Source organism: Anaerocolumna cellulosilytica, from assembly GCF_014218335.1.
GTDB classification, from domain to species: Bacteria; Bacillota; Clostridia; order Lachnospirales; family Lachnospiraceae; genus Anaerocolumna; species Anaerocolumna cellulosilytica.
Genome location: NZ_AP023367.1, coordinates 1166370 through 1193011, shown reverse-complemented (window position 1 = coordinate 1193011; position 26642 = coordinate 1166370). Strand labels below are relative to the sequence as shown.

Here is a 26642-nt window from a genome sequence, read left to right as displayed (position 1 = left end):
TGAAATCTTACTTTCTCTAGAATTGTTTTAAGAAACGAACGTCATTCTCATATAATAATCTCATATCGTCAATTTCGTATTTTAACAAAGCAATACGTTCCAGACCTACACCGAAAGCAAAGCCGGTATACTCCTCAGGATCAATTCCACTCATACGGAGCACATTAGGATGAACCATTCCGCAACCTAGAATTTCAATCCAACCGGTACCTTTACAAAATCTACAGCCTTCTCCCCCACATTTAAAGCAGGTTACATCCACTTCCGCACTTGGTTCTGTGAAGGGGAAATGATGAGGCCTAAATTTTACTTTTGCATCTTCTCCAAAGAGCTGTTTTGCAAATTCTGCAAGGGTACCTTTTAAATCAGCAAAGGTTATATTCTTATCAATTACGAGACCTTCTATCTGGTGAAAGCTTGGTGAGTGTGTAGCATCCACTTCATCGGAACGGAATACTCTTCCCGGCGCAATCATACGGATAGGTAACTTTCCCTGTTCCATAACTCTTACCTGTACCGGTGAAGTCTGAGTTCTAAGCACAATGTTCTCATTGATATAAAAAGTATCCTGTTCATCCTTAGCCGGATGATTCGCCGGTATGTTTAACGCTTCGAAATTGTAGTAGTCATATTCTATTTCAGGACCCTCCACTACTTCATACCCCATACCTACGAAGATTCGTTCCACTTCTTCTAAAGCAATGCTGTTTGGGTGGCGGTGTCCTACGATTGTTTTTTTTGCTGGTAAGGTAACATCAATTGTTTCCTTACGAATCTGTTCTTCCCTAAGCTTTTTCTCAAAAAGCTCTTTCATTTCCTCCAGTTTACCTTCCAGTGTGGTTCTGGCTTCATTCACTAACTGCCCTACTGCCGGTCTGTCCTCCGGTGCTACATCCTTCATAGATTTTAAGATTTCCGTAAGTGCACCCTTTTTTCCTAAAAACTGCACTCTGATATCATATAAGCTTTCCAACTCCTGTGAAGCTTTTATTTTATCAAGCGCTTCATCCACTATAGCCTTTAATTTTTCTTTCATGGAATTCTCCTTTCTTTTTGTGCAATAAAAACGATACATTTGCAGGAACCAGGCATTTAAGCACAAAAAAACCGTCCCTGCAAAATACAGGGACGGAGTAAATATCATAAGATAATACAGTTACTTTATAAAGTACTGTTAATTCCGCGGTACCACCCTAATTCTTATACAAATCATAAAAATAAGATTTATATAAGCACTTAAAGTCATGCGTAACGTGCAAGATACGTCATCTCCTACTGTATGGTTCAAAGATGCGGCTCCAGTGGGAATATCAATAATTATCTGAACTTAAGGAAGCTTTCAGCCGGTGACTTCCTCTCTCTGACAGGAAATAATTATCTGTCTGCTGAACATATACTGCACAGCATAACACCTTCATAGCCTTTGTTTATTTTCATATGTAACTACATTGTAGCATACTATTATCTGTTGTCAAGATAAAGTTTTCAATTTTATAGATGTAATTTACAATGTAAACCGTTTGATTTCTCCCTTTAATTGTGTCGCCAGCTCAGCTAAATCACCCGATGCCTGGGCAATCATTTCTATAGTTGCCAACTGCTCCTCACTAGAAGCTGATATTTCCTCTGAACTTGCAGCTGATTCCTCAGCAACTGCTGCCATGTCCTGCGTCTGAGCAGCTATATTCTTGGAATCTTCGTCAATGGTACTTAAAAGGCCTGCTGAATATTCCGCTTGTTCCGCTATATTCTCAACAGACTTCTTTATTTGTTCGAATACGACTCTGGTTGTATCTAATACCTTCTCCTGCTCGGAGACAATGACTTTAACTTGGTCTATCTTTTCAGAGGCTGTCTTATTTTTTATAACAGTATTATTAATAATAGCTGAAATTTCCTGTACTGCTCCGGAAGATTGTTCCGCCAATTTTCTAATTTCCTCCGCCACTACAGAAAAACCTTTTCCTGCTTCGCCAGCTCTTGCTGCCTCAATGGCTGCATTTAGTGCTAATAAATTCGTCTGAGAGGCTATTTCATTAATTAGTTGAGTGATGTTGCTTACCTGTAACATATACTCTGTTAGCTCCTGTATGGAATCATAAACTTCACCGGTAACCATAATATTTTCTTTCATCTTGCCACTGGTTACATCGACGGCCTTCTGTCCCTTCTCAACAATTTTTAATGAATACTGTGAGTTTTCGGAATTCGTGAGAATTGCTTTGTTTACTTCATCTATACTCTTTGAAACCGCTGTCATTGTAGCACTGGTACTTGATACCATTTCCGCCTGACTTCCATTTCCTTCTGCTATTTCATTAATTGCCGTTACTACCTGATGAACGGTCTTTGAATTTTCTTCAGTAGAGGATGATAGTTCTTCTGCACTTGTGGAAAGACTGTTAGCTATATTTGATAATGTTATGATGGTATTTCGAAGTGCTTCCTGCATCTTCATAACTGACCCGGCCATAATCCCGATTTCCCCTTTGTATTTCTTAAGGGATTCGAGTGTGTTATCGTTTCTTAAATTCAATTCAGAAGTATTATTAATCGCACCCACCAAAAGTTTGATTGGCTTAGTGATACTGTAAGCAATGGCTAATCCTAAAGATGACCCTATAACTGCTACTGCTGCTACTACAATAAAAAGAATGTTAAAAGAATCTCTGGCATCATTCTCACTAGTTGTAAAAGTATCCGAGGACTGATTGACATTATAATTTGCCAGTTCTTTAATGTCGTTTTGCATATCTTCAAAAACAACTTCGCCCTTAGACTTAAAAAGGTTTAAAGCTTCCGTACTATTGCCAGCCTGCACATAGTTTAAGATTTCTCCGGATACCGTTGTCCAGTCCATGTATTTTCCCATGACTCTGCTGAAAAGCTCCTGCTCAAATTCATCAAGCTCTGACTTACCATATTCCTCAAGGTTTGTAGTAATGGTCTTATCCCTTACTGAAATATCCTCCAACGTTTTCTTTTGATATTGTGCATCTGTGGAGGTCATTAATTTTAATACATTTGCAAAGTTAACTCTGGTATAATTTCTTACGTCACTTAGCATTTGCACTATAACAAGGTTGTCCTCATAAAGCGTTTTCATTGCCTTATTAGATTTCTGGTTATAGAACAATCCTGCTAATCCAACGCAGAGTATACCAACCATTAAAGTAGCAATAAGGATAGTAAGTTTGGTTCTGATTTTTAGTTTACTTAAGATGTTCATAAATTTCTCTCCTTTGTCCATGATTGAATTCCAATACTTAGCATTCAATAGATATCTTGTAAACAAAAAACTGCAACACATAATATGCCACAGTCTAAAACCTCCCTCAATTTTATTTACCTGGCCCTTTCAGTTCTTATATTTACACGTTGGACCTATAGTCGTTTATAAGTATCGTATTTGGCATAACATTGCTTCGACAGAATATTACACAGAAACAGTATCACAATTTTATGCCTCCGTCAATATGGATTTACTGTGACTTTTTTACATTCACTTTTTCTTCAGATTCCTAGTTCTCCATAAGCATAATAGCTTTCCTAATTGGCAGCAACCTAGGAAATGCCTTCTAGTTTGTATACATATATTCCATATCGTGGTATAATAGAAAGGAACACCCCTGCGCTGGACTAAGCAGGGCATCTGAGGCATATAATAAAAATAAAAGAGGCAATTTATGAATTTGATTTTATCCCTTTATAAAATAATACAAGCTTTTAACCGAAAGGTTCGGGATGACAATGTATCCGCTTTCTCTGCTCATGCGGCTTTTTTTGTCATTATCTCTTTCTTTCCGTTTTTTATGCTGCTGCTAACCTTAGTACAGTACCTTCCTATCACAGAAAACACACTGCTTACCACACTAACACAAATATTTCCCGCCAGTGTTAATTCATTAATTATAGGTATTGTAAAAGAAATATTTGATAAAGCTTCCGGCACTATTATATCTGTCACTGCAATCTCTGCATTATGGTCAGCTTCTAAAGGCGTACTGTCTATTATAAAGGGGCTGAATGCTGTTTATGGAATAAAAGAGAGCCGCAACTACTTCAAACTCCGCTTTTTATCATCTGTATATACTTTTGTACTCGCCGTTATGCTGATTATTACTATGATAATCTTAGTATTTGGTAACCAACTATATATTTGGATTGAAAGCAAAATACCAATTTTAAGTGACTTAGCTCTTGTAATTATTAGTATTCGTACTATTGCTGGGCTTTTAATCTTAACTGTTTTTTTCGTAATGCTCTATACTATTATACCTAACCGCAACACCAGAGCTTTAAAAGAACTTCCCGGTGCTCTGCTTTGTGCTGCCGGATGGATGGGATTTTCTTACCTGTATTCCTTCTATATTGATAATATGAGTAATTATTCCAATACTTACGGAAGCCTGACTGCCATTGTTCTTTTTATGTTGTGGTTTTACTTTATCATGTATATTCTCTTTATCGGCGGTGAAATTAATGTGGTTCTATCCTCCGGTGACTTAGTTTATTATTTAAAATATTTACTCCGCCACCGAAAGGATTACAAGAGACGTCAAAAGATACGTGCCACTGCTATTAAGCAGGATTCTGAGGATACAACAGCTAGTAAATAATGCTGATTTCTACCCCAGTATAATAATGTTTTAAGATTTCCTCATAACTTTTACCGGAATCTGCCATTGCCTTTACTCCATTCTGGCTCATACCAACTCCGTGTCCATACCCACCGCCTTGAAATACAATACTGCCTTTTTTCTTATCCATTACAAAATATGCACTTGGCAGCATGGATAATCCGGAAGCTGTACTCTCATCCTGACGAACGACATCATCAAAAAGGGGTGCAAGAAGTGTTCTAATATTATACTCTGTCTGGACTTTTATGGTGCAATCACTGCCAATTAATATAAGTTCAGAAAGAATACCGCTCTTTTCTCTTTTTCCAACCTTTATATCCACAATATTCCCAATGGTATTGACTGGTTTACTCTCGTACTGAGGTTTGGAATCAACACTTCCGCCCGTTAAGGTCTGAATTAGCGCCGGGTTTGCCTGATACCGTGAAGCCAGGCTTTTGTCTATAGATTTTTTTAAATCCTCTTTTGCAATGGTAACCGACCAGCGATACCAAGCAAATTCGCTGTCGTAGGTTTTTATTTTATCATTTTTCAAAAAGTTGCGAAAAGCCTTATCTGTGGATAAGTCCACTTCCTGCGAAGTGTTATTTGAAACCGGCATAGTTTCATCATCGGAAGTTTTAAAAGAGTCCTGATGATTCACGCTGTATACGGTCTGTAACTTTCCTATAAGATAATTTATATCCCCACTTCCACCCCAAACCTCTTTTATAGAAGCCGTGTGACCATAGGAGGTGGAAAAATAATAAGCTGTTATCACCTGATTCTCATAGCGCATGACTTTACCAAAGGTATCCTTAACAGCCAAAATACTGTCCTCATTCTCTGGTATATTATTGTAAACCTGATAACTTACACTGTCATCAACATGGGCACCATACCGGCTGTAACTATTGGCCAGTAATTGGTTATAAGCATAACTTCTAGCACAGATTGCCTGTACTTTTAAGGGCTCTAAACCATAGTAAGTCGGCATCTCGCTTGGAATGACCGCATACAGATACTCTTCAATCGATAATTCATTAATCAATGTCAGCCCTTCGTCTTCCAGTGCAATCTCTAGTACCCCACGATACGCCGGTGTATTATCGGATCTGGCTACGGACAGTACTTGAAATTTTGCATTTTCTGAACTGCTTTCAATTCGAAGCCGCCCCTTCTTTAACAGTTTATTGGTTGGCTTGATTGTTATTTTTTCTCCTGCCTTGTAGCTTTTGGTTGTATCTCCGGCAGTAATGGTAAAAGGCTTATCCGATGTAAATTGAACCTTTTCATGGAACAGACTTTTAAAGTTATCTGTTTTGATTAAAACCCGGATATTTTCAGCTGTTATCGGCTCTTTAATTAAAGCTGCCACAATCTTTCCATCTGCTACTACAAAGTCAGTCGCCTTATAACCTACCAGTATTCCATTCGTTACTTCCATGGATAAATCACCATATACTTTGTAGATTCTGTAATAGTTATCTAAATTTACCTTGCCATAACCTTCTATTTCAATATACTTTTCATTTGCTACAAGTACTTTTCCTCCGATGGTATCCGGTTTCAGACTAACCTTGATAATCCTTTTATCCTGAATTACAATATCTGCCACTACCTCTTCAATGTTTTGGGACAGCTTATATTTTGTTTCGAAATCCCTTTCTATCCCGTTTAAAAAAACAGATACAGTGCTGTCAGAACCATTGGTTATAAAGACATTATGAAGGGTGGTTGTCTCATTAAGTACTCCTTTTATGTACAGGATTTCACTCCCTTTTATAAAGACCTCTAGCTTACTATCTACGTAGGATTTAAAATCCTTTGCAACCTTTTTATCACCATATAGAGTTAAATAGCTAAACACTCCCTGGTCTGTTATTAGCAGAGGCAGCCTTTCTTCCTGTTCTGACTCATTTATTCCTAATACATATAGCTCTTTTAGCTCTACAACCTTTTCATTCTCAGGCAATGCCTTTATTACACCTTCATATAAATTCATAAATTCTTCTATAAGCATTATCTTATTCTCTGGCACTGTTGAAAAGTCAAAGGATAATTTACTCTTAACTGCTTCAACATCGAATTTATATTTATTAGCAAGAAGGTCTAATCCCTTTTTCCCCTGTAAAAAAGTCAGATATTCTTCTCCTTTTTCAAACTTTAATTCTCCCTGGCCAATTCCCAAATATTTTAGCAAGCCTTCCGCTTCTTCTACCGTTAACATTGTTTCTTCCCGGTAGATATAATCATCACTTTTCCCGTTCCCGTCTCCCGTTATCTGCTTGTATATATTTCCTATGAATATAAGGGATAGTATAATGATACAAATTCCCATCAGCCATAATTTTTTCTTCATAATAATACCTTTATGTAACACACTTGTCTTTAAAGGTGTTACCGCCATTAAGCGCCTGTTCAGGCCATTCTGTTCTGGCACCCTTTCCCGCTTACTTTTTCTGAGCTCACAAGCAGGCCTTTTACATCCATACAGAAGCTATCTGTCTTTACACCTCTGCTATAATGCTTGTATTACATTATATACAGTCATAAAAAGATTATGTCAACAAAATATAGGGCATTTTTTACGAATTAGTACTAAAGTTTCATATATCAAAAGCAGTCATTAAACCTTTTCAATATAAAAAAAAAAAACTCCAGGGTTTTCCTGCATCAATCTTGATGTATAACCGGAAAACCCTAGAAGTTTCATGTATTTTCTATTCCAAAAGTTTTATTTTTGCGTCTGGGGTTTGAATTCTTTTAACTTCACCGCCAATTCATTAATTATCCTTGCATCGGTTAAGAAGTATTCAACACCGTCAGAATTCACTCTATAAAAGCTATCATCATAAGGTTTATACTGGATAACCAAAGGTTCTTTTCTAGTAGTCAGCTGATAGGTTACACTCATAACTGCAGTCTTATCATCCGCATTGCTGCCTGCATCGGTACTTGGAATTTCCCGATCGGTCACAGGAGCTATTATAGCCTGGTATAATTCCTTAAAACTGGTTTCTTCTGCTTCTTTACCATTATAATAATATTTTAACACCTCAGACTCTGTACCATCTTTTGATTCCTTTGTTTTTTCTATTGCTAACACATAGTTATTACCACCCGTATGAATAGTAACCTGATTTACTGCCTCTATATTTATTAAGTTAATATAATGATAACTATTACTGTAAGCATCAATCTCTAATAACTTCTCTACCGTATCGGCACTAATTGTATGCACTGCATTAGAATCTTTTGATTTTGCATAATAGTTCCCTGCTTCATCCTGATTCCCGATACATAATTCATAACTATAATACACCTTTTTCGTTTCTTGTTCAGCTTTTGTATTGTCTGTCTGGGTATTCTTCTCAGACTTTTCATCAGTACTAGGAACATCCTTGTCTGGTTCTTCTAAAGCTTCTTCTGTAACCTCATCATAATAATTCACAGAAAACATACCATAAGGCTTATCAAGACCATATTTGCTTAAATCTTCCCCTTTGTAATCTACACAGGCCAGAAAAGAAAGTCCAGTATAATTACCGAATAATGTAGTAAGTGCATCTGTGTCAGCCGGTATTTTGGCAGCGTAAGGTTTTACCATCGTCCATTTTGTAAAGCCCGATAAATCAGAGGATTTTTCAGAGTCATAGACTACTTCAAATGGCTGCTTATCCTTACTTTCCACTGCCAGATGGGTAATATTTTCTGCTGTTATAGAGGGTATGGTTTCAACCTCTGTCATCTGAGTTAAGTTGTAATTAAAATAATTATAAAATGCAGTAGTAACAATATATACTTCATTCCCATCATTTAATCTAGCATAATGACCTCCTGCTATGGGTACTTCTGTACCAAGGGAGATATTTGTAGCTTCCCCGTCCTTTGTAGTAACGGTTATCTGTATAGACGGGCTATTGAGACCATAGGCTGCAAGCTCTTTTGTATCCTCTGTTATTGTTCTGCTTGAGGTAATGTTCGTCAGGGCATTTTTCATGTTTTCTGCATTGGTCTGCCTTACGGGAAAAGTTTCGTCTTCTGTATATTTCCAGACTCCATCTGCCCCCTTTTTTATAGTCATCTCACCTGAGCTGTTTTTAAAATAGATCGTATCAATCCGATCTGCTTCCAAGGTAAGAATTGAGTTTGTTGATTCATCTGCTATCTCAGCTTCTGACTGCTCCTTCTTATTATATTGCACCAATAAGAGATATACTCCTATCAGTAGCACCATTCCTATCAAGAGCAGAAGCAGGTTTTTGCTTTTCTTCTTACCGCCTGCCATCATTTACGCCTCCTTCTGATACAGATAAATCCTCCAAACCCTAATACAAATGCAGGAATAACGATTACCACCAACACAGCCCAGAAGTTAACCTGTGCTGCATTCATTGTTAAATATTCCTGTGCAAGACTTCTGGTACGTACTGCTAAGGTATCCTGCTGATTCGATAAATAATTCACAGAGTTTAGAAATAAATCCAGGTTTCCTATTGAAGAATAAGTTACCATACTCTCGTCAATTAATAAGGGAGAACCATATACTACAAGCTTGGTTTCCACCTCACCGTAGGTTTCCTTAACAGCTACTCCCAATTGAAAAGGTCCGTCAATATCCCCCTCTTCTTTTTCTACAGTATCTGACTGTACATTCACTTTGGAATATGCAGTATCAGATGTTACAAGCAAAGGCTCTGCGGTAATGGTGCTTCTAGCTGTATTTAGAACCTGGATTCCGCTTGCTAACGGAACTACAACCGCAGTCTGTGCTGTATTTAACGAGGAGGTTATATCATGAGTCTCTATGTTAGGCACCAGATTATTAATGTATTGCCCCATATAATATCCCTGACTGCCCTCTAAAACAACACCCTCCACCAGACCAATGCCATAATAGGCAAGTAAACTATTAAAATTGGTCAAACCATAATCTCCGTAATTCGCAAAAATCATGGCATTTCCTCCGGCCTCCAGATAACTTTTAATCATGGTAGCTTCTTCCGTAGAAAAATCTGACTGAGGTGCATTAATTAACAAAATGGAACAATCCTCAGGTATGGTTTTTGCTGTTAAGGTAGCCAGAGACTTAGTGGTTACATTCATTTTAGCCAGTGAAGAAGCTAGGGTGCTACTGATAGGTGTTTCACCGTGTCCTTCAATTGTATACATAATAGGTAAATCTTCGGTCGTTACGTATTGAATGGCCGAAGTAATTTGCCCCTCCACATCAATCCCGGTTACATAGGACTGATACGAATTATAATCAATCTCTGACACCAGCATGTCACTGCTGCTTACAAACTTGGCTCTGCCGTTGCTGTTATTTACAACTATAACACTGTTGTCTGTTACCTCATCTTCTACATACTGTTTTGCAAAATTGGGATACAACACCGGATCTTTATACTCCAGCTTTATGTGGCTAGTAAGAGTTGGATATTTTTCAATAATTTCTGTATATGTACTATCTTCTCCACCTGACTGCGCCATGTAATAAATGGTTATGTCATCTTTTATATTAGATACATAATCCTTTGTTACATCAGTTAAGGTATACATACCTTCACCACTGACATCAATCTTAAACCCTAATTCCGTTACAATTATATTTACTATAAGTACCATAACAATCACAATTGCAGATACAGCCGTAGCATAGGCTCCACCTTTAAATTTTTTCGAGCGGAAGGAGGCTTTTACGCCGCTTATCATATTCTTCGAGCTATTCTTTTTATTGTTCTCTGCTTCTGCATTTATCTCCTCTGGTTGCAGTAAAGACTGCCCTTCGATAATTTCATTTTTATCTTTTTTGTTATCTTCATTTTGCTGATTACTCATTTTCTCATCTCCCTCCTTTAGCTCCATCGGCGTTTCTTGATTGCCTGAACGGTAAGAAACAAAAATAAAAACATAACACTACTATAGTAAATTACGGATGACAGATTCAAGATACCCTGATTAAAGTTATCAAATCTAGCAATAACAGAAAACCAATTAAATACTCTGGTTACCAAACCATCAAATAATACCGGCTTTATAGCATAAACCAAAGTAAGTGCTATTTCTGCAAACAGCACACAACTTACTGTTATGGTAAGGTTATGCATCATGGAATGGAGCACCCAGCCAAGGAGCAATACAATACATGAAAAAATTAACCAAGCAGAACGGTTATCTGTAGGCAGATAATTCACCAGACCATCCATTAAGGCTGTAACCAGAATAACAACAAAGGATATAACGGCAGCAACGACCTGACTTTCTGTCAAAGCAGATATAAATAAACCGATAGCAATATACGCTCCCCCAAGGAGAGTAAACCCAAGTATAGAGGCATAAGCTGCTTTTAAAGGTACTGCTCCAAATTGGAGTAAGATAAGCGGATACAAGCTGATAATCCCCATAGCCACTATAAATACAGTTGCTACTGCAAAAAATTTACCGGCAATAATTTTTCCAACCGGCAAGGGTGCTGTAAATAACAGTTGGTCTGTCTTTTGCTTCTTTTCTTCAGCCATAAGCCGCATAGTTAAGATAGGAATTAATAAAATAAATATAAAGGATACACTGGATAATACATATTCAAAGTTGGCATATAAACTAAACATGTTATAGACCACAAAATAAATACCAACAATCACCAGAAAAAATGCAATAAATACATATCCCATCATCGAAGTAAAATAGGATTTCAGCTCTTTTTTATAAATTGCCAGCATCTTGTTTTTCCTCCCTTTGCTCCATTTCCTGTACTACAGGTATTTTAACAGTTTCATTATCCATTTTTTGTTCTACGTTATTTTGATTTATGACTTTTTGTCTTTTCTTAAATACTGGATTTTTTGCAGTCTTTGCCTCCGGTTCTGTTTTGGTTACTTCAAGGAAGATATCCTCCAGAGACATACTGGTGGATTTCATATCCATAATCGGGCATCTTGCGTCACTTAAAGCATAAAATACCTTTTCTCTGATATCCTTATCTTCTGCTGAATAAGCCGTAAATTTGACAAAGCCATCTGCTTCTGAACTATCAAAATCTATCTTTGCAATATCATCTATATTTCCTAATGCTTTCTTTATAACGTCTTTTTCACCTTTTACTTTAAGATGCAGGCCATTGGAGCCGCCAATATGCTTTGATAAATTATCTGGAGTGTCACTTACAAGAAGTCGTCCTTTATTGATAATCATTACCCTGTCACAGATGGCACTGATTTCCGATAAGATGTGGGAACTTAGAATAATTGTATGTTTTTTGCTTAATTCTTTGATTAAATCCCTGATTTCAATAATTTGCATGGGATCAAGACCTACGGTTGGCTCATCGAGTATTAAAACATCTGGAAACCCTACAATTGACTGTGCTAATCCCACCCTTTGCTTATAGCCTTTTGAGAGTTGTTTTATCAGGCGTTCTGAAACATCTGCTATTTTTGTCATTCCCATGATTTGGGTTAACATAGTTGCCTTTTCAGATTTTTTCACCTGTTTAATATCAGCAACAAAATTCAAATACTCTCTGACCGTCATATCCTGATAGAGCGGTGGTATTTCCGGCAAATAGCCAATACTTTTTTTTGCCTCCTCTGGTTCTTCAAAGATATCGTGCCCATCAATCAGCACGGTTCCGTCAGTGGCAGATATGTAACCGGTTAAAATGTTCATAGTCGTTGATTTCCCAGCTCCATTCGGCCCCAAAAAACCCAGAATCTGACCCTTATCAACCGTAAAGCTTAAATTATCAACTGCCAGATGCTCCCCATACTTTTTCGTTAGATTTTTAACTTCTATCAATCGTTTCTCCTCCTTATAAGAATTGGACCGTAAATAGCCCCTAACAAATATATGTTACATGTAGTTTGCGAAAAAATTGTGAACAATGTACACATTTGGGAAAAATTTCACAAATATTTCACATTTGTTACCATTATTCCGGTTTTGTTATATTCGTACGGTCTTTTTTCTACTTATAGAGTAGATTGCTAATAGCATATAGTCTCTTTTTTCAGTTGCTTTCTTAATGTAGTTTCTATTTTACCTTAAAAAAACAGTTTAATTGGAATGTATATATTCCGATTAACAGAAAATTTAAAAAGCAGACTGGATAAAAAATAGTACTACTTTATTGACAAAATGTAATCAATAGATTACATTTTGACAAGGAGGTGATACCTTGATAATGAATCGAATTAAGGTCTTGAGAGCGGAGCGTGATTGGACACAAGCTGAATTAGCCGATAGGGCAGGTATTTCCCGGCAAGCGGTTATATCAATTGAGAAGTATAGATATACTCCCTCATTAGAGTTAGCTTTCAAAATTGCAGAAGTTTTTAATGTTTCAATCAATGAAGTTTTTGAACACAAGGAGGGCGAAAACAATGAATGAGCAAACTATTATTTTATTTTTTCTTATTGCTGCTACCGGTATTACTCTTTTTCTTTATATGTGCAAGGCGAAAAAGAGCATAGAATACAAAAACGATGAACGTTGGCAGTTGATACAAAACAAAGCTAATAATATGGCGAATCATTCAAACAATATCTTGCTATTATTATTATTTGCCGGAAACATGGTATCGCTATTTTATGATATTCAAATAACCTTTACGTTTAATCGTGTTCTAACTTATGGCTTATTATTCGTCGGTTTGCGCAATGCCATAGAAGTATTTGCATTAGGATATTTCGACAATCGACTGTAACTTATGAAAACGAATACTCAGTGCTAAGGATGTCCATCAAAATTGTCTATAATACAAAACGGAGACTGGCTTTATAACCAATCTCCTTTTTTCATATTTGTATATTAATTATTCTTATTTTACTTAAAACTTAGCTGATTACATCACTCATCTGATATAATCCAGGCCCTTTATCTGCCAGAAAAACAGCACCATGAACGGCTCCTTTTGCAAAGATTACCCTAGAGTATGCTGTATGCTTAATTTCAATGATTTCGTCAAGTCCCGCAAAGATTACTTCATGTTCTCCGACAATGGTTCCTCCTCTGACTGCAGAGATACCGATTTCTTTCTTTTCTCTCTTCTTTCTGTCTTCGGAACGGTCATATTTGTAGTCGTATTTTTCAGATAATACCTCATTGATACCATCAGCCAATGCAAGGGCGGTACCAGACGGTGCATCCAGCTTTTGATTGTGGTGCTTTTCTACAATTTCAATATCAAAATCCGCAGATTCTAACATCTTTGCCGCAGCTTTTAATAGCTTAATCATAACATTTACACCCAATGACATATTCGCAGAACGTAATACCGCCACTTCTTTCGCGGTTTCTTCAACTGCCCTAATATCATTCTCAGAAAGTCCTGTCGTGCAAAGTACAATCGGAACCTTGTTGACTTTCGCAAATTCCAGCATTTCAGAGATGTTTTTAGGAGAAGCAAAATCAATTATTACATCTGCTTTTTCTTTTACCTCTTCAAAGCTTAAATATACCGGATATCCGTTATCTATTGTATTAGTGACATCGACTCCTGCTACAATTTCTGTCTGCTCATTCAGTTTCACGAGTTTCGTTATTTCCTGCCCCATTCTGCCGTTGCAGCCACGCAGTATTATCTTCTTCATGTTCAACACCATTGCAAGGAGTATGTTACTACTCCTCTGCCATATCTATCTGAGCCGAAAGCCTCCTGTATGGCAGTCCTTTCCTATTCGTATTATCTTAAGGCTCTTTGTTAAGCTATCAAATTACAGTCCTAATTATATCCATTGCCACATCTGCTTACAGATGCAATGCTACTTAGGAATATCATAACAAAATATAATCAGATTTTCAATATAGTTTATTCGGTTACCGTATATCCACAGCCTTTCAGTGCTGTAATTAGTTTTTTAACATTATCCGGTTCCATTTCTGTTAACGGCTTACGTAAGCCTCCTACTTCAAACCCAAGAAGATTTAATGCCTTCTTGATTGGAATCGGATTAACTTCACAGAATAAAGCATCAATTAAAGGTATGTATTTTAATTGTTCTTCCAGACTTCCATTTATATCTCCTGTCAAGTATTTAGCTGTTATATCATGTGTCTCTCTTGGTGCAATATTAGACAATACAGATATTACACCTATACCACCCAAAGAAAGTAACGGTACAATCTGGTCATCATTACCGGAGTATAAATCTATATCCCCCTGGGCTAAATGCATTAGGCTTACAACCTGAGATATATTACCACTAGCCTCTTTTACACCAACAATAGTATCTACATTCTTAACAAGGTCAGCTGTTGTTGCCGGCAACATATTACATCCGGTTCTGCCAGGTACATTATATAATATAATAGGAATATTTACTTTCTTTGCTATATCTGTAAAATGCTCTGTAAGTCCTCTTTGGGTTGCTTTATTATAATAAGGAGTTACTAATAATAGACCGTCTGCTCCATATCTTTCTGCCTCTTTTGATAAGTAAATTGCCGTATCCGTACTGTTTGAGCCGGTACCTGCAATAACCGGAATTCTTTTCTTAACTTTATCTACGGTATAACGAATACATTCCAAATGTTCCTCATGGGTTAAGGTCGATGCCTCCCCTGTTGTTCCACAAATTATTATACTGTCAGTTCCGTTTGCAATCTGGTATTCAATAAGCTCTCCAAGCTTATCATAATTTATTTCCATGTTATCATAAAATGGTGTTACTATTGCCACTCCGGCTCCTTTAAAAATTGCCATACAGCACCTCCTGAAGAATTGCGGCCCAGGGTGAAGGCCTGTCTTTTACCCTGCCATTTAACCGAATGGATGGTGTGAAAATAAGAGCTTTTTATGCTGATAATCTACATAAAAAAAGTCGACATAGAGTCGACGCTAAAGAACCTAGTCCGAATGCCTTCAGATTAAAGAAAAATTCATAATCATAAGACACTACATTCTTTAGGCAGCACTCCATCATAAAAATGATGACAGTCACATGGCTCTTAACCATATGCCCAACCAAAACACCGCAGCTTGTCTTGATTTCGGCATCTTTTCCTTTCTATTGCATTCCCTTATGTCTGCCATATCCTGCAATATACTCTTAAAAAATGCGCCTCTACCAATTATTCATTTATTCGATTGTTCACATTACTTTTACTTCCCCATCTTATCATTAGAGGGTATTCTTGTCAACCTAAAAATATACTTAGCACCAACTAGCAGCAAATACACCTTCGTCCGGCAGTTTTTTTCAAAACTATGAATAGACGAAGGTGTATTAAACAGCTAATTAAAACTTACATTCTATACTAGATACGGTTGCTTTCTCAAAATTAATCCCAGTATACAACAACTCTTTTTGCTGATTCGTCTACATATGTCATGTAGCGGATTGAATTTTCAAATTGATTTCTAGACATATAGATTAGCTTTGAAGTATCCCAAGGATTGATAAGTACTACGATTTCTTCATCGACCCAGCGTATGGAATAGGAATGACCTCCATCACCTATAATCCCCTTACTTGGATCAGCTATTGTAAAGTCACATGCTGCCATAGCTCCCTGTCCGGATGCGAATTTCGCAGCTAACGCATTTATTGTACTTTTTTTAGAAGAACCACCGTATGAGGTTTTCTGCTTAAAACCTGTCATTCTTGTAAAAACATCGCAGGCAAAAACACCATTATATACGTTCATAGTCTTTTGAAGAGCAACTTCAATTACTCTTGCATCAAGGTCTCCGGTAACATGCGCCGCGTCTACTTCTTTTTGGGTTACCGTTACTTTTCCTGAACCGAAGTTTAATGTATAGGTTTTATTAGAATTAACTGTAATCATTGTTTTTAATAAGCCTTTTCCATATATACTATTGTCTAAGGCTTGAATTGCTGAAATTGCACCACAATCACCAACACTTCCCTGATAAATAGGACTTAACTCCCCATCAAGCTCTGTTGCCGGGTTTGTAGCTGCCGCATATGCAGCAACAGGTGTAAGTAATGTTCCTAAGACTAATGCAAAAGACAGGCATAAGGCTGCTGCTTTTCTCTTGAAACTCTTTAATCCCATATTTTTCATCTTTAGCTCCCATCTGCGACTTTAGTCGCGTTAAAATTAGGGGTTGAATCTTTCTTATCCAACCTTTTTCTACATAAATTTCTATATTTTCTTAAAATTCGTCAAGATATCCTAACTTTTACCAGATTATCATTTTAGGATATATTTGTCAATCCTAATTTTAACTTTTACTCGGCACCTTAAAGCTGCAAATAAAGAGAAAGGTGTTACGCAAATGGCTGTTTTAAGCCAATAACACCTTTCTCAATTTATTCATTCGATTATTTTTATACTATGCTTGTAGTACAAAAATACTACTTTTAATATTCTTCGAGATATTCTAACTTGCTGACTGATACTTCATAGGCTACACGTCGTTCATAATCATTTTCACTAACCTTTTTTTGGTACTCTCTGCTCTGGATTCTGCCCCAGACCTGAATGTGGCCACCTACGGTAAAATTCTCAGCAAATCTTGCATTTCTTCCCCAACAGATGCAGGGTATGTAATCTGACTTTCCATAGGGACGGTTAACTGCCAGTAATATGTCCGCAATTTCTCTTCCTAAAGGTGTCTTACGATAAATAGGCTGTTTGCATACAAAACCATCTAAAAAGATATAATTTGGTCTGGCTGCGTCCAAATCTTCAATACACACCTTAAACTCTCTGGCAAATACCGATAGTACCAGACGGTTCTTATTGTCCTCATGCCGGTTATAGGAACGGAATTGCCCATTTACCTCTACATATTTCCCCTTTAGGTCAGCTTTTACATCCACCAGTCTTTCCGATACCATTATAGGTATAATGTCATAGGAATTACTTAAGCGGCTTACAGATACATCCAGTAGGTAAAAGCCCTCCCCAAAAACGTCATGACTGAATTCAAAATCAGTCATTACCTCTCCTGCAATACTTACTTGATTGTTATCAAATACTTTATCTGTCATATCGTATGACTCCCTTCTCTTTAATCCTGTTCTGTACAATTTTTTGGTTTCCCAAGTACTATTGTCCTGAAATGCAAGATAGAATTTTTCTCCACTATTATATTTATGCCAGAACTTTCCATTTTAGAATCATATTTCAAAAAATTTCCTAATATTTTTTTTATTCTTATATGCAGCAACAGCAAAACGCTGAAATTGGCTACTTCCAGAGGAAAGTCCTTGTAAATTTTCCGTGATATGATACAATATTCAAGTTAGACGGATTCCATTCAGCATAATTGGCTTAAATTGGAAATTCTATTATTTATATCGGCAGTTTTTGTAAAATCTACTGCTTTTTTAATGATTTTATCGCTTTTCATTAACTGAAACTCTTATAATCTATTGTTTCTTCGATTATAGTATGACAGAATAATTACTAATTTTTTGATTTGGGATAAAATTTATAGCTTGATTGTCAGATGTCAGATACATCTAAAGGAAGGAAGTACTATATGAAAATCAAAAGAGAAGATATTCGTAACATCGCTATTATTGCCCATGTTGACCATGGCAAAACAACCTTGGTAGATGAGCTGTTAAAACAGAGCGGTGTTTTTCGTTCCAACCAGGCAGTACAGGAAAGGGTCATGGACTCGAATGACCTGGAAAGAGAACGAGGCATTACGATTCTTTCTAAAAATACAGCAGTTTCATATGAAGGTGTTAAAATCAACATTATTGATACACCCGGCCATGCTGATTTCGGCGGCGAGGTGGAACGTGTTTTAAAAATGGTAAATGGTGTTGTACTTGTAGTAGATGCTTTTGAAGGCGCAATGCCCCAAACCAAATTCGTATTAAAAAAAGCTTTGGAATTAAATCTCCCAGTTATTGTCTGTATCAACAAAATTGATCGTCCGGAAGCTCGCCCAACTGAGGTTATTGATGAAATATTAGAGCTATTTATTGAACTGGATGCTTCTGAGGAACAGTTAGACTGTCCTTTCATTTTTGCTTCTGCAAAAGCCGGTGTGGCTATTCTTGAATTAGGGGAAGAACAGCAGAATATGCAACCTCTGTTTCAGACTATTATTGACTATATCCCTGCTCCAGAAGGTGACCCTGAGGAAAGTACTCAGGTACTTATCAGTACTATTGACTATAATGAATATGTCGGACGTATCGGTGTTGGTAAGGTAGATAACGGTACTATTAAAGTTAACCAGGAAGCAGTCATGGTAAATGCTCATGAACCAGACAAAAAGGTTAGGGTTAAAATCAATAAACTGTATGAATTTGAGGGATTAAAGAAAACAGAAGTTACAGAAGCTACTGTAGGTTCTATAGTTGCAATTTCAGGTATTGCCGATATACATATCGGAGATACTATTTGTTCTCCTGAAAATCCAGTGGCAATACCTTTTCAGAAGATTTCTGAACCTACCATAGCCATGCATTTTATTGTCAATGACAGCCCTCTTGCAGGTAAAGAAGGTAAATTTGTAACCTCCCGTCATCTAAGAGAAAGACTTTTTCGTGAGTTAAATACCGATGTCAGTCTTCGTGTAGAAGAAACCGAATCTACCGAAAGCTACAAAGTATCCGGAAGAGGCGAACTGCACCTATCTGTACTAATTGAGAATATGCGCCGTGAAGGTTATGAATTTGCCGTAAGTAAAGCAGAGGTTCTTTATAAAAAAGATGAAAATGGTAAACAATTAGAACCTATGGAAAAAGCTATTATTGATGTTCCTGAAGAATTCTCCGGTACTGTTATTGAAAAGTTAAGTCAGAGGAAAGGTGAACTTCAAGGTATGTCCAACTCAAGCGGTGGATACTCCCGTTTGGAATTCTCCATACCATCCAGAGGACTTATCGGTTACCGTGGTGAGTTTATGACAGATACCAAAGGTAACGGTATTATAAACACATTATTTGACGGTTATGGTCCATATAAGGGTGATATCCAATACAGAAAACAGGGTTCCTTAATCGCTTTTGAAACAGGCGAGGCTATTACTTACGGTTTATTTAATGCACAGGAGCGCGGTGTCTTGTTCATCAGTCCGGGTATCAAAGTATACTCCGGTATGGTTATCGGACAAAATGGCAAAGCAGAAGATATTGAGGTAAATGTCTGCAAGAAAAAACAGCTTACCAATACTCGTTCTTCCAGCGCTGATGAATCTTTAAGACTCGTGCCACCAAAGGTACTCAGCTTAGAACAGGCCTTGGAATTTATCGATACGGATGAATTACTTGAAGTAACCCCTGTTAATTTAAGAATACGTAAGAAGATATTAGATCCTACCCAGCGTATGAGAGCAAAAAGAAATAGTCAAAACAAATAAGAACAAGACTTGAAGCTTTCTTTCATTGCTGACAGGGTCTTGAAATGGAGTGAATATTATGGGTATAGAATTAAAGAAGTTGTCTTTGGCTGACTGTCTGCTCTTAGAACAATATGGCAAGCTTCGACCAGTCTATATTGCAGAAAGGCAGCCAGTTAACCAGTTTATTTGGGAAGAATTTTATGAAACATTATTTTACAACAACGATACTTATTTTATGTGTGTTGTAACGTCAAAGGAATGTACCGCTCCGATGATGCCTTTATGCCGATTAGAGGACATTCCTTCTGTATTTGCAGAAATTAAATATCACTGGAATGAAGTTCTTAATAAACCTTTAAATATGTTTTTATTAGATGAAACCTTTTTAGAGGTTCTAAAAAAAACACCTGGTTTTACAGAGGAATTCCGCATTGAGGACTCTCGGGATAATTATGACTATATCTATGATGCTGCTAAACTTAAAACCTTAAGCGGCAAAGCCTACCATAAAAAGAAGAACCATTTGAATTCTTTCTTAAAAAATTATGAAGGCAGATATGAATATAAAACCCTAAGCTGTTCTGATGTGGCTGAAATAGAAGCCTTCCATGATCGATGGCTGGATAATAGAAATTACGAAGACAGGCATAACAGTATTCGAAGTGAGGAAAATGGTATACACAGGCTGTTTCAAAACTGTAGCTTTATAGATTGCGAAATAGGTGGCGTATATGTAGATGGGAAGCTTGAGGCCTACACCATCGGAAGTTATGTACCGGAGACCAAATGTGCTTATATTCATGTAGAAAAAGCCAATATTACTATTCCGGGCTTATATAACTTTATCAATCAGCAGTTTTTGATTCATTCCTTTCCTGATGCTTTACTTGTTAACCGGGAAGATGATTTGGGTCAAGAAGGTTTACGTAAGGCTAAACTGTCCTATCAACCTATCCGATTAGAAGCTAAGTATCATATTTATCAGAATAGATAATTCTTTTATTAATACAAAATAGTGGTTTAGAAAACAAACAGCCTACGGCTTCTTGCTTTCTAAACCACTTTCTTTTACTAATTAATTTGCTTTAAAATCTTGAAAACGCTTATCCGGATATTTGTGAATCTCATTCATAGAGTGGATATCATATTGCTGCAAGATTTCTTTAAAGTAATTTTTAATTGTATCTTTTGATATAATTCTCCTGCCTTCTTTATCTCTTGATATTCTAAAATTAGCTCGTTCATAGGAGGTCAAAGATTTTAATGCCTTAGGTCCATACCAACAGAAAGTATCCAAAACCTTATTAATCAGTTTCTTTTCTTCTTCGCTAAGTCTTCCGCCCGGAATTTCGAATACATTAACACCGTGTTTCTTCATGCTATTATAAAGTCGTATGTAAGGCGCATTCTCCGAATTTACATTATAGTCTTCTTCAAATAACTCCTTATCAAGTAATGCTAGGGAAAATGCCTGGGAATAGTACAAAAGCCACTGGGTATATCCAGGTGACATATCGCCTTGACAGAATAAAATCATATATTGGGCGATCAGATCGATTTTTCTTTCAGTCATTTTTTCTAAGACTGCCTGCATGGATTTCCGAAAGGCTACATTGGTTAAATTATCTCTGTTCTCCAACAGCAGCTCATAATAATATGCCGGCTCCTGTGCAATAGCTTTTAACTTATTGGAATATTCCGCAGTTGGCACATCACCTTCTATATACCTGATAATTGTAGTTTCACCCCAGCCAAGCAACTTCGCAAGTGGTTTTTTACCAATGCGAAAATCACTCAAAATCGTGCGAATCTCATTGGCAGTAACAATAGAATTAGCATTATTCTGCAGATTGTTTTCTTTCATAGTTTTATCCCTTTCAGTATAATGTCTTCCCCAAAATCCCTTATTTCTTAGCGTTTTAATATCTTCATCATATAAAATTTTTCATACTTGGTCAATATTATTTACAAAAAAGTTTACGAAAATTGGAACAACTTCTACTTGCAATTCATTTTAGTAATTATTCGTACCAATTAAAGACTCTTTCTATATTATAGTACTGATTCTTACTGAATTGATTTATAAGAAATTAGATCTGAAATTAAAATTGTGAAATGTAATTTAAAAAAATACTATTTATTTTCAAATATATAACGATTCTTACAATCTAAAATTTTCTAAATTCATTGATATCATTAATTATAATCTTAAAACCTTGTATTACCCGGTTAAACATTCCTGCTTTATAAAAATTGACCAATACCATACCGATGGGTATTCCAATTATCATTCCCAGGACATCCATAAACTGATAACCGATAAACATAAAGATTAGGGTGGTGAAGGGACTTATGCCTATACTGTCTCCAACCATTTTAGGCTGTAAAACCTGTTTTACAATCTGGCATATTAAATAGATTACCATTAATACAATTGCCTGTATATAATTGCCGGATAGAAAATCTAATAAAGCCCAAGGCCATATTACAGCTCCTGTACCGAAAAAGGGTAAAAAATCCAAAAATGCAATAGCAACTGCAAGTAGAAAAGAGTAATTGACTTTTAATAATTCAAAACCCACAAATAATATTAGTGTTATTATGAGCATGATTTTAAACTGGGCTTTAAAGTATCCGCCCACTGCTGTTTTAAAATTATCAATTATCATGCTATAACTTCTGATTACTGATTGAGGCAAATGCTTCTTAACTGCTGCCACCAAATCATCTCTTTCGGCTATAAAGAAATAAGCTGATAATATAGTAATAATAATCATTAGCAAGACATCTAGTATATTTTTCGCGTAGCTTCCTGCCTCGCTAATTGAAGGCAGATTATCTTTGTTCATTAGGCTGCTTCCATACTGCGTTATATTCTTTCCGATTTCATCTACAATATTCTTAATATTAAGGGGGAGAAGATCATAGATACCTGTCAGTCTCTCTGATACAAGTAATATTTGTGTTTCAATACTTTTGTATATGGAGGGAAAATCTGAAACAAGCTGGATTATTTCCCTTACTAGTAAAGTAAGGACGGCATAGGAAGCACCGACAACGACTGCAAGTACAACAATTATTATAATTGCAGAACTATGCTTTCGAATTATTTTTACTCTCTTTTCTAAAAACCGAACCAATGGATTAGCTATTACGGATATAATAAATCCAATTACAAATGGCATAAAAAACCTTACTATCTTTGGTACGATTAGCAGTACTAAGAGGATACCCAATATAAAAATCAGTAAGTTCAATGCTATTTTTACATATATTATGCCTTTTTTCATCTGTTCCATCTCCATTATTTAATGTAATATTTTTACTGTCACTTTCATTATAATACTAATCTATTTTTTCTGTAAATATTTTTTTCTAAAATTAATATATTCTTAAGCATTTCAAAAAATTAGCAGTCAGATTTCTATCCTTATCAGACGGAAACCTGACTGCTGCCGGTTACTTTATTGGTTGATTTTTAATATTTCTAAAATTCTTTTTTTATGTTCAATAAATTGGCTGCTTACAATGAACTCTTTTCCTCTTGGCCTTGCCTCTTGTATCTCAAGTTCTTCTGTTATTTTTCCGGGTCGTCCGGTCATAATATAAATTCTGTCAGAGAGCAGAATAGCTTCATCAATGTCATGTGTAATGAATAGTGTCGAAAGTCTGATTTGCTCCATTACCCCTAGATACCATTCATGCATGCTGCCTTTTGTTATGGTATCTAGTGCACTAAAAGGTTCATCTAGTAAGGCTACCTGGTCTGAAAACAAATAGGTACGAAGTAACGCTGCTCTCTGCCTCATGCCTCCGGATAACTGATTAGGGTATTTATTCTGGGTTCCTTCCAGTCCGAATTCTTCAAAATATACAGAGGCTTTTTCTCTGGCTTCCTTCTTCTTTACTCCCTTTATTACCAGAGGAAGTGAAACATTATCAAGGATGGTTTTGAATGGAAGCAGCATATCTTTCTGGAGCATGTAACTAAGCTTGCCTGCTTTTCCTGTAATGTCCTCTCCATTTAGTTCTACTTTACCACTTTCAGGTATCAGCAGACCGGATAATACATTAAACAAGGTGGTTTTACCAGCACCGCTGACTCCCAGAAGACACACAATTTCGCCCTTCTTTAATTCTATTGATATATCTTCAATGATTTTATTCCCATCAAAGCTTACATGTATACCTTTTGCGGTTAATTTCTCCATAGACTTATCCTTTCCTTCTGTTTATTTTGAAAGAAAATCGTTGGAAAAGCCGATGCCGGAAGGAATCTCCTGTTCAATTATTTTGTTTTGATATAACCATGAGTAAAAAGCATCCCATCTTGCAGGGTCTATATATCCCCATTGTTCAACTTCAGCCTTATATTGACCGGCTAACCATTTCTGGCTCTCTGTTACTAAAGTAAGGTCTAACTCAGGAACAGCCGCCACCAAGATTTCTGCTGCTTCTTCCGGATTTTCAATAGAGAATTCATATCCTTGCCTTACTGCATCCAAAAATTTTTCAATAAGTTCAGGCTTTTCTTTTAAGAAATCATTATTAGCAATTATAACCGGACTATAATAATCAAGTTCTGTTCCATAGTCGGCAAAATTTAAATAATTGGTATTAAGCCCTGCCACTTTTGTTGCAATTCCATCCCAAGCATAGTACACCCACACGGATTCAATATCTGTCTGCAGAGCAGTTACTACATCTGAAACTGTATTAGGAATCATTTGAATATCCTCGAACTTCCCTCCGTCATCTTCAACAATTTTTTTAATAATTGCAAGCTCTATAGGTGAGTCCCAGGTAGCATAGGAGTGACCTGCTAATTTGGCAGGCGTATCGATTCCTGCCTCTTTCATGGATATGATACCAGAAGTATTATGTTGTATCACTGCTGCTACTGCTGTAACAGGCATAGGATTCGCTGATGCAAAAGCAGGTGCTAAGGTATCTTGAAAACTGATACCAAATTCCGCACCTCCGGCACCAATCAGGGAGGTTGTACTTCCTTCCGGTGGCTGCATAATTTCAACTTCTAATCCGGCTGCTTCAAAATATCCCATAGATTGAGCTACGTATAGACCCGTATGATTTGTGTTTGGAGTCCAATCCAGAACAATTCTTACCTTCTCAGGTTTATCATTTTCTTCTTTCTTCGTATCTGATGTATCGGTATTCTCTGGACTTGTAACAGAATCTGTCTTGCCAGTTTCCTGATTCGTCTTATTTTTAGAGCAGGCTGCAAAAGCAGTCACTACCAATAGTAAAGACAGGACTAACGCCAACTTTTTTCTCATAATTTTACACCCATTGTATAGCGCAGGCTTTCCTGCGATACTGCCGCAAAACAGGGCGAAACGCTCCTTTTGTGGCAACCTTTCGTTTTTAATTTATAAATCTCTATATGCTCATCAACGTGTTCCAGTACATTCTCAAATCAATCCTTGGGGCTGTTGCAAAACTTTATATATGCAACTAGAATGTCTCTTGTAACAGTTTGTGAAGGAAGTCATTTAGCCTTCTTTCCATCCTTTTTTTCCCATGGCATCAACGCCTTTTGTATCAGAGTTACTGCAAACATTAACAAGAGACTGATAATTGATATAAAAAATATCACGGCAAACATTTTATCATAGGAATAAGATTTTCTAACTCTTGTCATATAAACACCCAATCCGCTAAATCCACCCAGCCATTCTGCAACTACGGCTCCTATAACGGAATATGAAACAGATATTCTAAGCCCTGCAAAAAAATGACTCATAGAGGTGGGTAATTTTATATGAATAAAACTCTGCATACGGTTTGCTCCCATGGCCTTTAACAGATTTAAGGCATCCTTATCCGCAGAACGAAAACCATCCAGTAATCCTATCGTAATGGGAAAAAAGGAGGTAATCACTATTAAAGTTATTTTTGGTAAGATTCCATAGCCCAGCCATAATACCAGAAGGGGGGCTATGGCTACCGTAGGCACAGTCTGGGTTATAACTAATACCGGATATATTGCTTTATAGGCTATTTCATAGCGGTCCATTAGTACTGCCACAAAAAATCCAAGTAAGATACCAAAGGACAGACCCAAAAATGCTTCGGTTAAAGTCGTTCCTGCATGTGACATAAGTAAACCAAAGTCACCAAAGAATGCCTTTACCACATCCATAGGAGAGGGCAGCATAAATTTTGGAATAATACCCGTACTAGAAAGTATCTGCCAGATAGCCAGAATCAGCGTGATTGCCAGCACCGGCGATACTTTATTGATGATGCTTTGTAACTTTTTGGTCAATTGTTAATACACCACCCTCCGGTGCAAATGTAATCTTTACATAAGAAGCTACTTTAGGACAACCTGCCTGAATGGCTATATATTGGCAGTTTTTAACAATTTCCATTAATTCCTCATATTCTCCTTCAATAGAAGTTTCACAGGGGCCTACATAGTATTTTAAACCGGTACTTTTAATATAATCGATGACCTCATCAACAATACGTACTACCTCCTCGTCAGCGCTTACATGGGGCAGCACTTGAATTGCAACACTCGCGTTCATAGTATTTCCTCCTTTATTATGTATCGTTCTGTATCGGAACTAGTTTATCCTGTTTTGCTCTGACACTGTGACTTATAAAAACAAAGAAACAAAAAGCCTCTCCTTCCGGAGAGGCATGTATCGTCGCTTTTATCATATCCTAACAGCGCATTTCATATACATCCCTACGCCGGCATTATCCGGATCAG

22 protein-coding genes and 1 riboswitch are annotated in these 26642 nt (G+C 36.8%); of the genes, 5 read left to right on the top strand and 17 right to left on the bottom strand.

Annotated elements, in window-relative coordinates:
* Positions 1-16: 16 nt before the first annotated feature.
* Together pheS and acsn021_RS05140 are read right to left on the bottom strand one after the other, a co-directional pair.
* On the bottom strand, positions 17-1036 hold the full coding sequence (gene pheS, locus acsn021_RS05145; RefSeq protein WP_184090662.1) for a phenylalanine--tRNA ligase subunit alpha: 1020 nt from the start codon (positions 1034-1036) through the stop codon (positions 17-19).
* A gap of 468 nt (positions 1037-1504) precedes the next feature.
* A complete protein-coding gene (locus tag acsn021_RS05140; RefSeq protein WP_184090659.1) occupies positions 1505-3229 on the bottom strand; it encodes a methyl-accepting chemotaxis protein in 1725 nt (574 codons plus the stop codon).
* Positions 3230-3686: 457 nt separating this feature from the next.
* On the opposite strand from acsn021_RS05140, the gene acsn021_RS05135 reads away from it, so the two are divergent.
* Positions 3687-4619, top strand: coding sequence for a YihY/virulence factor BrkB family protein (locus acsn021_RS05135; protein WP_184090656.1), 933 nt, complete (start codon positions 3687-3689; stop codon positions 4617-4619).
* Here the strand turns inward: acsn021_RS05135 and acsn021_RS05130 are convergent.
* The 5 genes from acsn021_RS05130 to acsn021_RS05110 all read right to left on the bottom strand — a co-directional run bounded on the left by acsn021_RS05130 (position 4609) and on the right by acsn021_RS05110 (position 12422).
* The gene (locus acsn021_RS05130; protein ID WP_184090653.1) at positions 4609-6984 is read right to left on the bottom strand and encodes a SpoIID/LytB domain-containing protein; all 2376 of its coding nucleotides are present in this window, start codon (positions 6982-6984) and stop codon (positions 4609-4611) included. The two genes, acsn021_RS05135 and acsn021_RS05130, sit on opposite strands and share 11 nt — an antisense overlap.
* A gap of 375 nt (positions 6985-7359) precedes the next feature.
* Positions 7360-8913 carry a DUF4340 domain-containing protein gene (locus acsn021_RS05125; protein ID WP_184090650.1) on the bottom strand — a complete coding sequence of 518 codons (1554 nt, stop codon included), beginning with the start codon at positions 8911-8913 and terminating at the stop codon, positions 7360-7362.
* Positions 8913-10466 (bottom strand): GldG family protein, encoded by a 1554-nt coding sequence (locus acsn021_RS05120; RefSeq protein WP_184090647.1) that lies wholly within the window; start codon positions 10464-10466, stop codon positions 8913-8915. Before acsn021_RS05120 ends, acsn021_RS05125 begins: the two co-directional genes overlap by 1 nt.
* Positions 10467-10483: 17 nt before the next feature.
* Positions 10484-11347, bottom strand: a complete 864-nt coding sequence (locus acsn021_RS05115) for an ABC transporter permease (protein ID WP_184090644.1) — start codon at positions 11345-11347, stop codon at positions 10484-10486.
* Entirely contained in the window at positions 11331-12422 is a 1092-nt protein-coding gene (locus tag acsn021_RS05110) for an ABC transporter ATP-binding protein (protein WP_184090641.1), read from the bottom strand. Before acsn021_RS05110 ends, acsn021_RS05115 begins: the two co-directional genes overlap by 17 nt.
* A gap of 385 nt (positions 12423-12807) precedes the next feature.
* On the opposite strand from acsn021_RS05110, the gene acsn021_RS05105 reads away from it, so the two are divergent.
* Together acsn021_RS05105 and acsn021_RS05100 are read left to right on the top strand one after the other, a co-directional pair.
* Entirely contained in the window at positions 12808-13014 is a 207-nt protein-coding gene (locus acsn021_RS05105) for a helix-turn-helix transcriptional regulator (RefSeq protein ID WP_330601719.1), read from the top strand.
* Positions 13007-13330: a hypothetical protein gene (locus acsn021_RS05100; protein ID WP_184090635.1), complete on the top strand. Its 324-nt coding sequence runs from the start codon at positions 13007-13009 to the stop codon at positions 13328-13330. The genes acsn021_RS05105 and acsn021_RS05100 overlap by 8 nt, the downstream gene beginning before the upstream one ends.
* Before the next feature lie 130 nt (positions 13331-13460).
* On the opposite strand, the gene dapB is transcribed toward acsn021_RS05100, so the two are convergent.
* The 4 genes from dapB to acsn021_RS05080 all read right to left on the bottom strand — a co-directional run bounded on the left by dapB (position 13461) and on the right by acsn021_RS05080 (position 17585).
* Positions 13461-14216 carry a 4-hydroxy-tetrahydrodipicolinate reductase gene (gene dapB / locus acsn021_RS05095; RefSeq protein ID WP_184090632.1) on the bottom strand — a complete coding sequence of 252 codons (756 nt, stop codon included), beginning with the start codon at positions 14214-14216 and terminating at the stop codon, positions 13461-13463.
* Between the two features lie 218 nt (positions 14217-14434).
* Complete coding sequence (dapA, locus tag acsn021_RS05090) at positions 14435-15328, bottom strand: 4-hydroxy-tetrahydrodipicolinate synthase (RefSeq protein ID WP_184090629.1); 894 nt, start codon at positions 15326-15328, stop codon at positions 14435-14437.
* A 198-nt stretch (positions 15329-15526) separates the two neighbouring features.
* Positions 15527-15700: riboswitch (Lysine riboswitch) on the bottom strand.
* A gap of 206 nt (positions 15701-15906) precedes the next feature.
* A complete protein-coding gene (locus acsn021_RS05085) occupies positions 15907-16653 on the bottom strand; it encodes a hypothetical protein (RefSeq protein WP_243167768.1) in 747 nt (248 codons plus the stop codon).
* Between the two features lie 299 nt (positions 16654-16952).
* Positions 16953-17585 carry a single-stranded DNA-binding protein gene (locus acsn021_RS05080; RefSeq protein ID WP_184090626.1) on the bottom strand — a complete coding sequence of 211 codons (633 nt, stop codon included), beginning with the start codon at positions 17583-17585 and terminating at the stop codon, positions 16953-16955.
* A 494-nt stretch (positions 17586-18079) separates the two neighbouring features.
* Here acsn021_RS05080 and typA point away from each other — a divergent pair, with 494 nt between their 5' ends.
* Together typA and acsn021_RS05070 are read left to right on the top strand one after the other, a co-directional pair.
* A complete protein-coding gene (gene typA, locus acsn021_RS05075) occupies positions 18080-19918 on the top strand; it encodes a translational GTPase TypA (protein WP_184090623.1) in 1839 nt (612 codons plus the stop codon).
* 58 nt (positions 19919-19976) lie between these two features.
* On the top strand, positions 19977-20894 hold the full coding sequence (locus acsn021_RS05070; RefSeq protein ID WP_184090621.1) for a DUF2156 domain-containing protein: 918 nt from the start codon (positions 19977-19979) through the stop codon (positions 20892-20894).
* An 81-nt stretch (positions 20895-20975) separates the two neighbouring features.
* On the opposite strand, the gene acsn021_RS05065 is transcribed toward acsn021_RS05070, so the two are convergent.
* From acsn021_RS05065 to acsn021_RS05040, 6 genes are all read right to left on the bottom strand, one after another.
* Entirely contained in the window at positions 20976-21764 is a 789-nt protein-coding gene (locus acsn021_RS05065) for a type II toxin-antitoxin system antitoxin SocA domain-containing protein (RefSeq protein WP_184090618.1), read from the bottom strand.
* A gap of 304 nt (positions 21765-22068) precedes the next feature.
* Positions 22069-23190: a sporulation integral membrane protein YtvI gene (gene ytvI / locus acsn021_RS05060; RefSeq protein ID WP_184090615.1), complete on the bottom strand. Its 1122-nt coding sequence runs from the start codon at positions 23188-23190 to the stop codon at positions 22069-22071.
* 174 nt (positions 23191-23364) lie between these two features.
* Positions 23365-24111 carry an ABC transporter ATP-binding protein gene (locus tag acsn021_RS05055; RefSeq protein ID WP_184090612.1) on the bottom strand — a complete coding sequence of 249 codons (747 nt, stop codon included), beginning with the start codon at positions 24109-24111 and terminating at the stop codon, positions 23365-23367.
* Positions 24112-24132: 21 nt separating this feature from the next.
* Positions 24133-25197 carry an ABC transporter substrate-binding protein gene (locus acsn021_RS05050; RefSeq protein WP_184090609.1) on the bottom strand — a complete coding sequence of 355 codons (1065 nt, stop codon included), beginning with the start codon at positions 25195-25197 and terminating at the stop codon, positions 24133-24135.
* A 212-nt stretch (positions 25198-25409) separates the two neighbouring features.
* On the bottom strand, positions 25410-26189 hold the full coding sequence (locus acsn021_RS05045) for an ABC transporter permease (RefSeq protein WP_184090606.1): 780 nt from the start codon (positions 26187-26189) through the stop codon (positions 25410-25412).
* Positions 26158-26454, bottom strand: coding sequence for a thiamine-binding protein (locus acsn021_RS05040; RefSeq protein WP_184090603.1), 297 nt, complete (start codon positions 26452-26454; stop codon positions 26158-26160). Before acsn021_RS05040 ends, acsn021_RS05045 begins: the two co-directional genes overlap by 32 nt.
* Positions 26455-26642 lie beyond the last annotated feature (188 nt).

Coding starts and splice junctions, on each gene's coding strand:
- pheS (WP_184090662.1), bottom strand. CDS start 1,036: ATGAAAGAAAAATTAAAGGCTATAGTGGATGAAGCGCTTGATAAAATA.
- acsn021_RS05140 (WP_184090659.1), bottom strand. CDS start 3,229: ATGAACATCTTAAGTAAACTAAAAATCAGAACCAAACTTACTATCCTT.
- acsn021_RS05135 (WP_184090656.1), top strand. CDS start 3,687: ATGAATTTGATTTTATCCCTTTATAAAATAATACAAGCTTTTAACCGA.
- acsn021_RS05130 (WP_184090653.1), bottom strand. CDS start 6,984: ATGAAGAAAAAATTATGGCTGATGGGAATTTGTATCATTATACTATCC.
- acsn021_RS05125 (WP_184090650.1), bottom strand. CDS start 8,913: ATGGCAGGCGGTAAGAAGAAAAGCAAAAACCTGCTTCTGCTCTTGATA.
- acsn021_RS05120 (WP_184090647.1), bottom strand. CDS start 10,466: ATGAGTAATCAGCAAAATGAAGATAACAAAAAAGATAAAAATGAAATT.
- acsn021_RS05115 (WP_184090644.1), bottom strand. CDS start 11,347: ATGCTGGCAATTTATAAAAAAGAGCTGAAATCCTATTTTACTTCGATG.
- acsn021_RS05105 (WP_330601719.1), top strand. CDS start 12,808: ATGAATCGAATTAAGGTCTTGAGAGCGGAGCGTGATTGGACACAAGCT.
- acsn021_RS05100 (WP_184090635.1), top strand. CDS start 13,007: ATGAATGAGCAAACTATTATTTTATTTTTTCTTATTGCTGCTACCGGT.
- dapB (WP_184090632.1), bottom strand. CDS start 14,216: ATGAAGAAGATAATACTGCGTGGCTGCAACGGCAGAATGGGGCAGGAA.
- dapA (WP_184090629.1), bottom strand. CDS start 15,328: ATGGCAATTTTTAAAGGAGCCGGAGTGGCAATAGTAACACCATTTTAT.
- acsn021_RS05085 (WP_243167768.1), bottom strand. CDS start 16,653: ATGAAAAATATGGGATTAAAGAGTTTCAAGAGAAAAGCAGCAGCCTTA.
- acsn021_RS05080 (WP_184090626.1), bottom strand. CDS start 17,585: ATGACAGATAAAGTATTTGATAACAATCAAGTAAGTATTGCAGGAGAG.
- typA (WP_184090623.1), top strand. CDS start 18,080: ATGAAAATCAAAAGAGAAGATATTCGTAACATCGCTATTATTGCCCAT.
- acsn021_RS05070 (WP_184090621.1), top strand. CDS start 19,977: ATGGGTATAGAATTAAAGAAGTTGTCTTTGGCTGACTGTCTGCTCTTA.
- acsn021_RS05065 (WP_184090618.1), bottom strand. CDS start 21,764: ATGAAAGAAAACAATCTGCAGAATAATGCTAATTCTATTGTTACTGCC.
- ytvI (WP_184090615.1), bottom strand. CDS start 23,190: ATGAAAAAAGGCATAATATATGTAAAAATAGCATTGAACTTACTGATT.
- acsn021_RS05055 (WP_184090612.1), bottom strand. CDS start 24,111: ATGGAGAAATTAACCGCAAAAGGTATACATGTAAGCTTTGATGGGAAT.
- acsn021_RS05050 (WP_184090609.1), bottom strand. CDS start 25,197: ATGAGAAAAAAGTTGGCGTTAGTCCTGTCTTTACTATTGGTAGTGACT.
- acsn021_RS05040 (WP_184090603.1), bottom strand. CDS start 26,454: ATGAACGCGAGTGTTGCAATTCAAGTGCTGCCCCATGTAAGCGCTGAC.